10 protein-coding genes and 1 pseudogene are annotated in these 13,788 nt (G+C 32.9%); 9 read left to right on the top strand and 2 right to left on the bottom strand.

Translation table 11 applies throughout. The features are described 5' to 3' along the window. Positions 1–80 precede the first annotated feature (80 nt). The 7 genes from guaA to ACOTU8_RS00480 all read left to right on the top strand — a co-directional run bounded on the left by guaA (position 81) and on the right by ACOTU8_RS00480 (position 9,847). Positions 81–1,616 (top strand): glutamine-hydrolyzing GMP synthase, encoded by a 1,536-nt coding sequence (guaA, locus tag ACOTU8_RS00510; RefSeq protein WP_422341326.1) that lies wholly within the window; start codon positions 81–83, stop codon positions 1,614–1,616. An 85-nt stretch (positions 1,617–1,701) separates the two neighbouring features. After that, positions 1,702–3,162 carry a hypothetical protein gene (locus tag ACOTU8_RS00505; protein ID WP_422341325.1) on the top strand — a complete coding sequence of 487 codons (1,461 nt, stop codon included), beginning with the start codon at positions 1,702–1,704 and terminating at the stop codon, positions 3,160–3,162. A 239-nt stretch (positions 3,163–3,401) separates the two neighbouring features. Continuing rightward, complete coding sequence (gene purD, locus ACOTU8_RS00500) at positions 3,402–4,652, top strand: phosphoribosylamine--glycine ligase (protein WP_422341324.1); 1,251 nt, start codon at positions 3,402–3,404, stop codon at positions 4,650–4,652. Further along, the gene (locus tag ACOTU8_RS00495) at positions 4,649–5,101 is read left to right on the top strand and encodes an RDD family protein (protein WP_422341323.1); all 453 of its coding nucleotides are present in this window, start codon (positions 4,649–4,651) and stop codon (positions 5,099–5,101) included. The genes purD and ACOTU8_RS00495 overlap by 4 nt, the downstream gene beginning before the upstream one ends. Then, positions 5,091–7,139, top strand: a complete 2,049-nt coding sequence (locus tag ACOTU8_RS00490; RefSeq protein ID WP_422341322.1) for an LPS-assembly protein LptD — start codon at positions 5,091–5,093, stop codon at positions 7,137–7,139. The genes ACOTU8_RS00495 and ACOTU8_RS00490 overlap by 11 nt, the downstream gene beginning before the upstream one ends. Before the next feature lie 69 nt (positions 7,140–7,208). After that, positions 7,209–9,368 carry a polyribonucleotide nucleotidyltransferase gene (pnp, locus tag ACOTU8_RS00485; protein ID WP_422341321.1) on the top strand — a complete coding sequence of 720 codons (2,160 nt, stop codon included), beginning with the start codon at positions 7,209–7,211 and terminating at the stop codon, positions 9,366–9,368. After that, a complete protein-coding gene (locus tag ACOTU8_RS00480; protein ID WP_422341320.1) occupies positions 9,365–9,847 on the top strand; it encodes a DNA-deoxyinosine glycosylase in 483 nt (160 codons plus the stop codon). Before pnp ends, ACOTU8_RS00480 begins: the two co-directional genes overlap by 4 nt. A gap of 36 nt (positions 9,848–9,883) precedes the next feature. On the opposite strand, the pseudogene ACOTU8_RS00475 reads toward ACOTU8_RS00480, so the two are convergent. After that, positions 9,884–10,545, bottom strand: a pseudogene (locus ACOTU8_RS00475) (DUF4230 domain-containing protein). Between the two features lie 17 nt (positions 10,546–10,562). Continuing rightward, a complete protein-coding gene (locus tag ACOTU8_RS00470; RefSeq protein ID WP_422341319.1) occupies positions 10,563–11,747 on the bottom strand; it encodes an MFS transporter in 1,185 nt (394 codons plus the stop codon). A 53-nt stretch (positions 11,748–11,800) separates the two neighbouring features. Between ACOTU8_RS00470 and ACOTU8_RS00465 the strand changes: the two genes are divergently transcribed. Further along, positions 11,801–12,256 carry a low molecular weight protein-tyrosine-phosphatase gene (locus ACOTU8_RS00465; RefSeq protein WP_422341318.1) on the top strand — a complete coding sequence of 152 codons (456 nt, stop codon included), beginning with the start codon at positions 11,801–11,803 and terminating at the stop codon, positions 12,254–12,256. A gap of 251 nt (positions 12,257–12,507) precedes the next feature. Beyond that, entirely contained in the window at positions 12,508–13,785 is a 1,278-nt protein-coding gene (gene porA, locus ACOTU8_RS00460; RefSeq protein WP_422341317.1) for a major outer membrane protein, read from the top strand. The last annotated feature ends 3 nt before the right edge of the window (positions 13,786–13,788 follow it).

The raw sequence follows: 13,788 nt of genomic DNA, 5'->3' as shown, positions 1-13,788 counted from the left end.
ATCCTCAATACACAAGCTATGAACAAAATGGTTCAGTAAAAACTATTAAAAAATATGAACAATTACGTAGGTGGTAAATAATGAAAAAAGCAGATATTTTGGTTTTAGATTTTGGCTCTCAATACACTCAACTTATAGCAAGACGCTTAAGAGAACAGGGGGTTTATACTGAAATTTTACCTTTTAATGTAAGCTTAGCCGATATTAAAACCAAAGAACCAAAAGGTATTATTTTAAGCGGAGGTCCTGCAAGCGTGTATGCAACTGATGCATATTTTTGCGATAAAGGTGTGTTTGATTTAGGATTGCCTATTCTTGGAATTTGTTATGGTATGCAACTGATGGCACATCATTACAAAGCTACAGTAGCACCTGCAGGACATAAAGAATACGGCAAAGCAAACATAGAAGTTAAAAAAGATAGTGCTTTATTTAAAAATCTTCCAAAAAAGCAAACCGTTTGGATGAGTCATTCTGATAAAGTAGAAAATTTACCTCAAGGTTTTGAAGTTTTAGCCACAAGTGAAAATAGCCCTTTTTGTGTTTTTGGAAATGAAAATAAGAAATTTTTTGCTCTGCAATTTCACCCAGAAGTGCAACACAGTGAATTTGGCAAAAATATCTTAAAAAATTTTGCTAAATACGCTTGTAATTGTGAAAGCGTTTGGAATATGGGTTCTTTTGCAAAAACTCAAGCAGAAAAAATCCGTGAAGAAGTAGGCAGTGATAAAGTGCTTTGTGCTGTAAGTGGCGGAGTAGATAGTAGTGTAGTTGCTGCACTTTTAGCTAGTGCTATAAAAGAACAAGTTATAGTAGTTTTTGTAGATAATGGACTTTTAAGAAGCGGAGAAAAAGAACAAGTTGAATTTATGTTTAAAAATACTTTAGGTATTGATCTTATCAGCATTGATGCAAGTGAAATTTTCTTAAGTCGCTTAGCTAATGTTAGAGATCCTGAGCAAAAAAGAAAAATCATAGGAAATACCTTTATAGAAGTTTTTGAAGAAGAAGCAAAAAAACATAAAGATGTAAAATATCTCGCTCAAGGTACACTTTATACTGATATCATAGAAAGTTCTGTTGTAGGTGCAAGCAAAACCATTAAAAGTCATCATAATGTAGGAGGCTTACCTGAAAAAATGAATCTTAAACTCATAGAGCCTTTAAAAGAAATTTTTAAAGATGAAGTGCGTGCCTTAGGACTTGAGCTTGGACTTAGCAAAGAAGTAGTTTATCGTCATCCTTTCCCTGGACCAGGGCTTGCTATACGCATTATGGGAGAAGTAAATCGTCCTAGCTTAGAACTATTGCGCAAGGCTGATGTGATTTTACTTGAAGAACTTAAAAGTACAGGTTGGTATGATAAAACTTGGCAAGCATTTTGCGTGCTTTTAAATGTTAAAAGTGTTGGGGTTATGGGGGATAACCGCACTTATGATAATGCAGTTTGCATACGCGTTGTAGATGCAAGTGATGGTATGACAGCTACTTTCTCGCATTTACCTTACGAAGTTTTAGAAAATATAAGTCGCCGTATCATCAATGAAGTAGAAGGTATAAACCGCGTTGTTTATGATATCTCAAGCAAACCACCTGCAACCATAGAATGGGAATAATCCATTTTTTCTAGTTCTTATTTTTATTATAAAATTTTTATAAAAATAAGGCTAGAATTTATTCAAGAAATTTCAAGGAAGAAATATGCATGGAAAAATAGCTATTTATATGGATTCTACAGGACGTGGAACCGTTACAAACTCAGCAAATACCTTTTTTGACTTTAATCGCCAAATTTGGAATGATAAAAAAAGTATGCCAAGTGTTGGTATGCTTGTGGAATTTAGAACTCTTTCTAGCGAAAAAAAAGCAGAAGATGGTAAGCCCGTTCAAACAAGCAAAACCATAACGGGTATAAAACCTTCAAAATTTCAAGAATTTAAAGAAGGGGATTTTATCACTGAGCATGATTTTTGGAAAACTGATAATGATGATGAATTAGAAGACTTACAAAACTCAAGAAGAAGTGCTTATATAACAGAACTCTATAGAACAACAGACTTTGACACTATAGAAAAAATTCCTCTTTCTTTTACTATACCTCAAGCTATACAAAAATATTTTGCCCATGAAATTTTATCCGTAGAAACGCTTCAAGCCAATCTACAAGACGAAAAGGAAATTCCTTGCATACTTGATTATCTTATACTTAAAAGATTTTTATTTAAAGCTTATGATACTTTAATTTTTATGGATAATAGCATAGACCAAACCCAATTTAGCGCATTAAAAAGCATCATGATGCATTTAGAAAATTCATATAAACAAATGATAGCTGATCAAAAACCAAATATCACTAAAATTTTTAACGAAACTTTTTTATCTTTGCAGTGTCATTACCAAGCTTTAGTAGCCACCATAGATACGAGAAAAAATCGTCTAGCCTCACTTGAAGCACAAATGAAAACTTTACAATCTGAAATAAATCTTAAAAGCAATGCAGTCAATGCAGACCCTGAAAAACTTAAAGCACGACAAGAAAGATTGGCTAAACTACAAAAAGAAGCAGAATACTACAGAACAACATTAAAAAGACTTGATGCTATAAGAGAAGATTTTTATAAGAAAAATTACAATATTTTCGAAAATGCTTTTAAGCTTTCGCGAGAAAAGCTCTTTAAAAAAATTGTTACAGGTTTAAATCTATGTGCAACTATAATGGATATTAAAATTTGGCACTTATCGTTAAAATCATCAGGGGTTAAAAATTCTTATTTTACTATGAGCAATATAGAAAATTCTTTCTGTTCTCTTTCTTTTGCAGAACATTACTTAAGTCGCTTAAATAAATCTGCTCTAAATCCTTTTGATCAAAAACTTTTAGTGTATATTCAAAAAATCACAAAAGAACAAAGAAAAAAATTTTTAGTTGTCACATCGGATTTAGATTTATTATGTAAATTAAAGATTGAAAACTTTTCACAAAATCCGTATTATTTAGTAAAATACGCACCTAAAAAAGTAAATTATCAGTCTTTAATGCGTGATAATACCTTTGATATAGTCTATATTGATGAAAAACATGTTTGGGAAAATATTGCCGATATTATTTTACAAGGAAAGTATTTTGATAAATCAGGAAAAACCAAATTTAAACTGATTTAAGACATAGAAATTTAAGCTAAATTAAGTTATAATTTCCTTGCCTAAACAGTTTGTGGTATTTAAAGTGATCCAACACATTTTTATTAACTGCGATTGTGTAATTTACCGTGTTCTGTGGCATCGTTTGAGCTTTGAAAAAAGCGAGAAGTTGCAGCCTTTAAAAATTACCTAGCGGTTTTCTTTGACTTTTTGGGGTCAATCTTTGTTAAACGGCTGTTTGGGTTTAAAAGGAGATATAGATGAAAATAATGATTTTGGGTAGTGGTGCAAGAGAATATTCTATTGCTTTAGCCTTAAGAAGAGTAGACAAAAATTTAGAGTTTTATTTTGCTCCTGGAAATGGCGCTACCGAAAGTCTTGGAACAAATTTAAACCTAAAAGATCCAGTAGTTTTAGCAACCTATGCAAAAGAAAAAGGTTTTGATCTTTGCATAGTAGGAAGTGAAAGTTTTTTAGCTGAAGGGGTTGTAGATATTTTTAAACAACAAGGACTTGCTATTTTTGGGCCAAGTAAAGCTGCTGCAATGCTTGAAACCTCAAAATCTTTTATGAAAAGCTTTCTTAAAAAATACCGCATTAAAACAGCCAAATTTTTAAACACAAATGACATTGAAAAAGCAAAAAATTTTATATATAGTTTAACCCCTCCTATAGTAGTAAAAGCCGATGGACTTTGTGCAGGAAAAGGTGTTATCATAGCTAAGACTCATGAAGAAGCCATAGAAGAAACAGCTAAAATGCTGAGTGGAGAAAGCTTTGGAGATGCTGGAAAACTCGTTGTAATTGAAGAATTTTTAGATGGTTATGAATTAAGTATTTTTGCAGTATGTGATGGCAATGATTTTGTTTTACTTCCTACAGCACAAGATCACAAAAAATTACTCGATAATGATCAAGGTCCAAATACTGGTGGAATGGGTGCTTACGCCCCTAGCTCTTTGGCGAATGAAAGCTTGCTTAGAAAAGTTCAAAAAGATATTATTTTACCGACTTTAGCAGGTATGAAAAAAGAAGGAGCGGAATTTTGTGGTGTTTTATTTATAGGCGCTATGATCGTTGGAAATAAACCTTATGTATTAGAATTTAATGTTCGTTTTGGAGATCCTGAATGTGAAGTTTTAATGCCTTTAATCGAAGATCCTTTAGAACTTATTTTAGCTGCTACTCAAAGACGCTTAAGACACACAAAAATCAAAATCAAAAAAGAATTTGCAGTAGGGGTTGTATGCGCGAGTGAAAACTATCCTTACAAAAGTTCACCAAAAAGTGAAATTACCGTAAATAACATTCCTGAAAACTCTCATATTTCTTATGCTGGAGTAAGCCTAGAAGATGGCAAATTAATGGCTGATGGTGGAAGAGTTTTAGTTTGCGTTGGCACAGGAAAAAGCATAGAAGAAGCGCAACAAAATGCTTATAAACTTTGTGATAATGTAAATTTCAAAGGAAAACAATACAGAAAAGACATCGCTCATCAGGTTCTTAAATGAAAGAAAATTTACAAGACCGCTTAGAGCGAGAAAATCTAAAAATAGCAAGTTTTGGAAAAAGAGTTCTAGCTTTTTTAATCGATGATATGATTATTTCTTTGATTGTATTCATCATTTTTTATGATCGTCTAATCCAAGCAAAAGATTTATTTGAAACGACTCAAATTATAGGAAATTTTTATCTTGGCTTCATCTTGCTTCATTTTAGTTATCAAACAATTTTTACTTATCTTTATGGGGCAAGTTTGGGAAAAATATTATGCAAAATTATCATCTTGGATGAAAATCTTCTTGACAAACCCAATCTCATCCAAAGTTGTATCAGATCTGCTATAAGACAAGTTAGCGCTATGGCATTTATGCTTGGATTTGCTTGGGCTTTAAGCAATGATTTGCGCAAAGCTTGGGAGGATTATCTAGCAAGGACAATAGTAGTCAATGTGGCGTAAATTTTCCCTATTGCTAGGAACTAGCATAGCTTTAAATGCAGCACAAGTTGATATTTACGCTCTTGATGCAAAAAAAGAAGGTGATATTCTTACTGCGAACAATGATGTTATTATTTTTTCTGATTTTTATTTCATCACTGCCAATAAAGCAATTTACAATGAAAAAACCGGAGATGTTGAGCTTTTTGGCAATGTTAACATCCTAAGGGGACAAAACGAAAGATCACATTCTGATTATGCTAAAATCAACCTAAATTCCAATCAAGCTGATTTTAGTAATTTTTTCTTTTCCAATAACAATCTTGAAGTATGGTTTCAAAGCAAAACAAGTCATCTAAATGATAAAGTCTTTGAAAGTAAAATTTCAGCAGTTTCAAGCTGCAATGTTGAAGATCCTGATTGGGAAATTCGTTTTTCAAAAGGCTGGCTTAACCGGGAAACTAATTTTGTTCATCTCTACAACGCAAAATTATATGTTAAAAATACCCCAATTTTTTATCTACCTTATTTTGGATTTAGCGCTGATACTCATAGACAAAGCGGGCTTTTAATCCCAAAAATCGTTTTAAAAAGTAGCGAAGGCTTATATTATGAACAGCCTATTTATATAGCCACTCAAGAAAATTGGGATTTAGAACTTGATCCACAAATTCGAACAAACCGTGGTTTTGGACTTTATTCTACTTTAAGATTTCTTGATTCTCCATATTCAACAGGAGAATTAAATTTTGGTACTTTTAGAGAAAACAACTCCTATTTTCACGATGAAAATTTGAAAAATCAAACCCACTATGGAATAGAATTAAAATACTCAAGAGATGATTTAATCAAATCTTTACTCAGCGATAATTTTCAAGAAGGTCTATGGATAGATGCAACCTATCTCAACGATGTGGATTATTTAAATTTAGGAAGTAGGGATTATCGAGATCTTAACTCGCTTGTAACCTCCAAAATCAATTATTTTTTAGCCGATGAAAACAATTTTTATGGAGCTTATGTAAGATATTATATCGACACATCTAAACTTAGCAACAATACAACCTTGCAAGAATATCCAAGCTTTCAATATCATAGATTTTTAAATAACCTTTTTGATGAACGCTTGCGTTATTCATTTGATGCTTCATTTCATAATTTTTACCGACCTGCTGGTTCTTATGCAAATGAGCTAAATTTAGACTTACCTATCTCGTATCACAGCGCTTTTTTTGGAGACTTTTTACACTTTACTTTTACAGAAAGATTTTATGCTTCTTTTGTAAATTATAACAACGATCCCGAAAGAAACCATGAGCATTATTTCAGAAACACTCATGATTTTAATCTCTACACCGATCTTTCAAAAGCTTATGAAAATTTCTTTCATACTTTAAATTTAGGGGTGAATTACGTTTTACCAGGAGCAAAATCAGGTAAAATCACGCAAGATTATCTTGAAGAATACGATCAAGAAAACGAACATACAAGTTTTTATGCCGTTCAATATTTTTATAATGATGAAGGACAAAAAAAAATCAAACACAGAATTTCACTTGACTATCTCAATAAACAAAATGAATTCTATGAACTTGAAAACCTTCTAACTTATTATTTTAATGAAAACATTAATTTTAATAGTGAAATGCTTTACTCTTATGAGCAAAGTCGCTTTACCAATATCATCAGCCAAATAGAAGTCGATACAAATTCAAAATTTAACTGGACATTTTCTCATGCTTATCAAAACGATGAGTATGGAAAATATAGCTTTATTGGTACAAGAGCAAATTATATTGCTACACCTAATTACAATTTATTTGGTGGAATTTGGTTTGATACTCAAAGAGCTCATGTAAACATGTGGGAACTTGGCTACACCTACCAAAGAAAATGTTGGAACTATTCTTTAATGTATAGAGAAAGAATCGATCCACAACTCACAAGTGGTGGTATCACAGCTAAAAATCAAAGTGGAGTTTATTTTATTTTCAACTTCTATCCTTTAGGAGGAGTAAAATACGATTTCTCTTTAGCAGAAAGTGAAAACAAAATTTAAAAAGGATGAAATTTGCTAAATATTTTAAAAAATTTTACGAATTTATTATCTGGTAAAAAAGGAAAAATAATGCAATACAGCATAGAGATTAACAAAAATACAGAAATATTTGATATAGATAAAGTCGCCAAACAAGCTGCCGGTGCTGTTTTAATGAGACAAGGCAAAAGCGTTGTTTTAGCTACGATTGCAAGAGAAGAAAAACAAGTTGAAGAAGATTTTTTACCTCTAACCGTCCAATACATCGAAAAAGCTTATGCCGCAGGAAAAATCCCTGGTGGTTATGTCAAAAGAGAAACCAAGCCAAGCGATGCAGAAACCTTAACAGCGCGCATTATTGATAGAAGCTTACGCCCTCTTTTTCCAAAAGGCTATGCTTATCCAACTCAAATCGTTGTGATGGTTCTCTCAGCTGATCCTAAAGTAGATTTGCAAGTAATGAGCTTAAATGCCGCAAGCGTGGCACTTTATCTTAGTGATATACCTATGAAAGCTCCAGTATGTGGTGTTCGCATAGGAAAGATAGATGGAAATTTCATACTCAATCCAAACAATGAAGAGCTTCAAAATAGCACTCTAGATCTCTATGTAGCAGGTGTAAAAGATGAGCTTTTGATGATAGAAATGAGAGCTTTACCTGATCAAAAAGAAAATGAAATCTTTATCGAAGCTCCTTATGCTGATGTTTTAACTCAAACCACTTCGCAAAATATGAATGAACTTAGCGAAGATGAAATTTTAGAAGCTCTAAATTTAGCTCAAAAAGCTATATTAAATGGTTCAAATGCTTATGAAGAAGCCTTTAGTAAACACAAAAAAAATTCTCAAATCGAACTAAAAAATGAGATTGAACATCCTGAAATTTTAGCTTTTATAGAAAATAATTTCCAAAAACAAATCAAAGAAGCCATCAATCAAATGGCAAAAAGCGAAAGAGCAAGCGAACTAAATAAAATCGCTAAAGAAATTTTAAATCTTGAAATCGCTAAAGACTGGAGCGAAGAAAGTGTCTTAGATGCCTTAGCTAAAGCCAAACGCAAACTTATTCGTGAGCAAATTTTAAATGAAGGCAAAAGAGCTGATGGTAGAAGTTTAAACGAGGTTCGTCCTATCAGCATAGAAACCAATATCTTACCAAACGCTCATGGTTCTTGTCTTTTCACTCGTGGACAAACTCAAGCCCTAGTGGTTGCAACCTTAGGTGGAGAAAATGATGCTCAAATGATAGACTTGCTTACAGAAAAAAATCCTATAAGTGAACGCTTTATGGTAAATTATAATTTTCCAGGTTTTTCAGTAGGCGAAGCAAGTCCTATCAAAGCTCCAGGAAGAAGAGAACTAGGACATGGAAATTTAGCCAAAAGAGCACTTTATCCAAGCGTAGATGAAAATTATCCTTATGTAATCCGCTTGGTCAGTGAAATTTTAGAAAGCAATGGCTCAAGTTCTATGGCAACGGTTTGCGGTGGATCTTTGGCCTTAAAAGCAGCAGGAGTGCCAAGCTTAAAACTTGTTGCAGGAGTAGCCATGGGGCTTATCTTTGAAGATAACAAGCATGCTGTTTTAACAGATATCATAGGACTTGAAGATCATGATGGGGATATGGACTTTAAAGTAGCAGGAAGCAAAGACGGCGTTACTGCCCTTCAAATGGATATAAAACTAGGCGGAATCGATCAAAAAACACTAAAACAAGCTTTATACCAAGCCAAAGAAGGAAGAATTCATATTCTAAATATCATGGAAGAAGCCGCAAAAAAAATCGTAGTCAATGAAGAAGTTTTACCTAAACTTGAACTTTTTAGTGTCGATCCTTCAAAAATCGTTGATATTATAGGACAAGCTGGAAAAACCATCAAAGAAATCGTAGAAAAATTTGGCGTTTCTATAGACTTAGATCGCGAAAAAGGTGAAGTAAAAATAGCAGGTAGTCAAAACGAGCAAATCAAAGCCGCAAAAGACTACATCATAAACATCACAAGCTCTCAAAAAGGAACTAAAAAAGGCTCTAAAGACAAAGATATATCAGGCTTTGAACTTGGGCAAGAATTTCAAGGTATTGTTAAAAAAATCGCTCCTTTTGGAGCCTTTGTGGAACTTAAAAATGGTGTTGATGGTTTATTGCATAGTTCAAAAATCAAGCATCTTAATTTAAGTGAAAACCAAAACTTAAAAGTTAAAATTAGCGAAATTAAAAACGGAAAAATTTCTGTGGATTTGTGTGAGTGAGTGAATTTCTAACTCATCCTTTTGAGCCTTTTTTTGACAAAGATTCTAAAATCTTAATTTTGGGATCTTTTCCTTCGGTAAAATCAAGACAAGACGGCTTTTATTATCAACACCCAAGAAATCGTTTTTGGCCTATACTAGAAACACTTTTTGATGTGAAATTAGAAAATATCACAAAACAACAAGCCTTTTTAAGAAAAAAGCATATTGCCCTTTGGGATGTACTTCAAAGTTGCAAGATAAAAAATTCAGATGATAAAACTATAAGTTATGCAAAAGCTAATGATTTAAGCCTAATCCTTTCTCAAGCCAAAATCCAAGCCATTTTTACCACTGGACAAAGTGCTTATAAATTTTTTACTAAATTTCACTCTCATTTAAAAGCCATAGCCCTACCCTCAACTTCTCCTGCAAATTTAAATTTTTCTTTTGAGCAGCTTTTACAAAACTATGAAATAATCAAAAAATTTATAAAATAACAAACTAAGCATCACCCAAGCAAGAAAAGAAAAAAGCTAGTTTACATCTAGCTTTTGCGTGTTATCCTTAAATTCAAATTCCACTCTCTTAGCTCCAAAACCTTTAGCAATTGCCTCTAAAGTATCCTTAGCACTTTTATGAATTTTGCTTTCTAAATTTTGGATAAGATTTAAAGACAAGTCTTTAACCTCATCTTTAGCTTCTTTTATGAGTTTGTTTTTATCACTTTCGCTAAAACTAATCCCCGTACTATTGATAGAATCAGGCAGTAAAAAAGGTAAAAATTTAGCATTTTTTTCATCATAAAATTTCATATCTATGATGCTGTGTTTATATCTACACTCTGGCATGATGATCTTATAAGCATCGTCCCCTAAAGACAAAATATCAAAGTTTTTATCTCTTAAATCATACAAAAAAGTGATCTCAAATTCAAAAATCAATGCAATCTGTCTTTCACTCAAAGACCATCCTAAAAGATTTTTCCAAATTCCATTAAAAGCACTATCTTTTTTAGTAACAATCTCTTTACTAAAAACTTGAAAAACACTTAACTCTCCTATGGATTTAAGCTGCATGATATCACTAAAGCTTTGCGTGCTTTTTTTTCTATTTTAGAGCTTTTATATTGCCTAAAAAGTACTATAAATAAAAACACAAGCAAAATCATCACTAAAGCAAATAAAATCATTTCCATTTTAAACCTTTCTAAATTTATAAACCTTGATTTGAAAAGATATATTTTTTCTCAAACGCTAAGAAAATAAAAGCATTAATGATAAAAATCAAACACACAAAAGCAAAAACAAATTCCACGCTAAAATGCGAAGCCATAAGCCCTCCGCCAAAAGCACCGCAAAAATTTCCCAAAAATTGACAAGTTTGATTAAAACCAAAAATCACACTTAAATTTTTAGCACTCACACTTTTTTTAAGCAAGGCATTCACACAAGGCAAAAGCCCTCCAAGTCCTATACCTATAAGTAAACGCACGAAAATAAGCGTATAAACATTACTTGCTACAGCCTGTAAATAAAAGCAAATTCCACAAAATATCAAAGCTATCAAAATAATCTTACTAGGCCCTATCTTATCAGCAATTTTTCCAAGTTTTGGCGCGAAAAAAAGATTGCTAATCCCACTTGCAGCCACCACTATACCCGCCCAAAGAGCCAAATTTCCACCTTGATGAATTTGCTCAGCATAAATACTTAAAATCGGCATCACTCCAAAAGTACCAAATTGTATCACAAAAGTAGTGATAAAAAGAACGATGATAAGGGTTTTGTTTTCTTCCACTTTTTGAGTATTTTTCTTCGCCTCTTTTTGAATTTTTCTCTCATGGATGAAAAAATAAATCGTCACAAAAGAACAAGCGATCAAAAAAGCCACCACATCAAAAACCGCACTAATGCTAAAAAATTCAGCCACAAAGCCACCAAACAAAGGCCCAAGCAAACTTCCACTTATAGAAGCCGTAGAAAGAGTTCCTAAAGCATAAGCCACTTTTTCTTTAGGTGCTATCACAGCGATAAACACAATAGCAGCAGAAGTAAAACCCGAAATTACCCCTGTTAAACCCCGCACAAAAACCACTTCTAAAGCACTATGAGCAAAACTAAGCCATAAGGTTAAAACCGACATCCCAAAACTTGCACGAAGAAGCATATTTTTATAACCATACTTTGCACCCAAAAAAGCCCACAAAGGTGAAAAAACAGCCATAAAAAGCGGAGTGATCCCAAAAGCAAGCCCTGAATAAAACGCTATTTCACTCGTATCAACATGTCCTAGTTCTTTGATATAAAAAGGCAAAATCGGAGCGATTTGACTAAGCCCCATACTTGTGGTAAAAACACCAAACCAACACACAAGCAAAGTTCTATTGAAATTTTCCATGGATTTATTGTATGATATTTTTTATAATTTTTAATTAAAACTCAAGGATAAAAATGAAAAAAATACTCTTTATATGCTTAGGCAATATATGCCGTTCGCCTATGGCAGAATTTATCATGAAAGATCTTGTCAAAAAAGCAAATTTAGAAAAAGAATTTTTTATAAGCAGTGCTGGAACTTCAGGAGAACACGATGGAGAAGGTATGCACTATGGCACCAAAAACAAGCTTGCTCAACTTAACATAGAGCACAAAAACTTCACAAGCAAAAAACTCACTCAAAAACTTTGTGATGAAAGCGATTTTTTAATCACCATGGACAGTTCCAACTTCAAAAATGTTTTGAAAAACTTCACCAACACTCAAAACAAAGTTTTAAAAATCACTGATTTTAGCCCTACTCTAAACTATGATGAAGTGCCCGATCCTTGGTATAGCAGGAATTTTGATGAAACTTATAAAATTTTATCCCTAGCTTGTAAAAATTTACTTGTTTTTTTATCAAAATAATTTAAAACAACTATATATTACTTCTCGTTTACTTTTTAGGCTTATACTTCTAAACGAACCGAAAAACATTCATAAGAAAAACTCCTTAAAATTATACGCCTAGCTTAAGTCCCTATTAGCTAGGTTTTTCTTTAGATGTTTTTATCCTTCGGATTTAAAATTTTTACTATTTTAAGCGCTTCTTAAGAAAAAACTCCAAATTTATGTGCTACAATTACGATGTTTTATTAATTTTGACAAGGAGAATTCTCATGAAACTAGTTAAACTTAGTTTAGTTGCAGCTCTTGCTGCAGGTGCTTTTTCAGCAGCTAACGCTACTCCACTTGAAGAAGCGATTAAAGATGTTGATGTATCGGGTGTATTAAGATACAGATACGATACAGGTAATTTTGATAAAAATTTCATTAACAACTCAAATTTAAACAACAGCAAACAAGATCACAAATATAGAGCACAAGTTAACTTCAGTGCTGCTATAGCTGATAACTTCAAAGCTTTCGTTCAGTTCGACTACAACGCTGCTGATGGTGGTTATGGTGCTAATGGAATAAAAAATGATCAAAAAGGACTTTTTGTTCGTCAATTATACTTAACTTATACAAATGAAGATGTTGCTACAAGCGTAATCGCTGGTAAACAACAACTAAACACTATCTGGACAGACAATGGTATCGATGGTTTAGTTGGAACAGGTGTTAAAGTAGTAAACAACAGCATTGATGGTTTAACTCTAGCTGCTTTTGCTGTAGATAGCTTTATGGCTGATGAACAAGGTGCGGATTTATTAGGATCTAGTAATGTATCATCTGCTACACCTAAAATAGCTCCTTTTAAATTAGATTCAATTGGAAATCTTTATGGTGGTGCTGCTGTAGGTTCTTATGAATTCTTAGGTGGACAATTCAACCCACAATTATGGTTAGCTTATTGGGATCAAGTAGCATTCTTTTATGCTGTAGATGCAGCTTATAGCACTACCATCTTTGATGGAATCAACTGGACACTTGAAGGTGCTTACTTAGGAAATAGCATTGATAGCGAACTTGATGATAAAACACACGCTAATGGTAACTTATTTGCTTTAAGAGGTAGTGTTGAAGTAAATGGCTGGGATGCTAGCCTTGGTGGTTTATACTACGGTGACAAAGAAAAAGCTTCTACAGTTGTAATCGAAGATCAAGGTAATCTTGACTCTTTACTTGCAGGTGAGGAAATTTTCTATACTACTGGTTCAAGACTAAATGGCGACACTGGTAGAAATATTTTTGGTTATGTAACTGGTGGATATACTTTCAACGAAACAGTTCGCGTTGGTGCTGACTTCGTATACGGTGGAACAAAAACAGAAGCTGCTAATCATTTAGGTGGCGGTAAAAAACTTGAAGCTGTTGCAAGAGTAGATTACAAATACTCTCCAAAACTTAACTTCTCAGCATTCTATTCTTATGTGAACCTAGATGAAGGTGTAAACACTAAAGAAAGTGCTGATCATAGCACTGTAAGACTTCAAGCTCTTTATAAATTCTAAGAA

Origin of the sequence: Campylobacter jejuni (assembly GCF_049221745.1) — a bacterium.
Lineage (GTDB): Bacteria > Campylobacterota > Campylobacteria > Campylobacterales > Campylobacteraceae > Campylobacter_D > Campylobacter_D jejuni_E.
Note: the sequence above shows the minus strand (reverse complement) of the source record. Positions and strands in the feature narration are given on the sequence as shown.

What these genes read in the sequence shown, in the direction of transcription:
- guaA (WP_422341326.1), top strand. Translation starts at nt 81, where the DNA reads ATGAAAAAAGCAGATATTTTGGTTTTAGATTTTGGCTCTCAATACACT.
- ACOTU8_RS00505 (WP_422341325.1), top strand. Translation starts at nt 1,702, where the DNA reads ATGCATGGAAAAATAGCTATTTATATGGATTCTACAGGACGTGGAACC.
- ACOTU8_RS00470 (WP_422341319.1), bottom strand. Translation starts at nt 11,747, where the DNA reads ATGGAAAATTTCAATAGAACTTTGCTTGTGTGTTGGTTTGGTGTTTTT.
- pnp (WP_422341321.1), top strand. Translation starts at nt 7,209, where the DNA reads ATGCAATACAGCATAGAGATTAACAAAAATACAGAAATATTTGATATA.
- ACOTU8_RS00490 (WP_422341322.1), top strand. Translation starts at nt 5,091, where the DNA reads ATGTGGCGTAAATTTTCCCTATTGCTAGGAACTAGCATAGCTTTAAAT.
- ACOTU8_RS00465 (WP_422341318.1), top strand. Translation starts at nt 11,801, where the DNA reads ATGAAAAAAATACTCTTTATATGCTTAGGCAATATATGCCGTTCGCCT.
- purD (WP_422341324.1), top strand. Translation starts at nt 3,402, where the DNA reads ATGAAAATAATGATTTTGGGTAGTGGTGCAAGAGAATATTCTATTGCT.
- ACOTU8_RS00495 (WP_422341323.1), top strand. Translation starts at nt 4,649, where the DNA reads ATGAAAGAAAATTTACAAGACCGCTTAGAGCGAGAAAATCTAAAAATA.
- porA (WP_422341317.1), top strand. Translation starts at nt 12,508, where the DNA reads ATGAAACTAGTTAAACTTAGTTTAGTTGCAGCTCTTGCTGCAGGTGCT.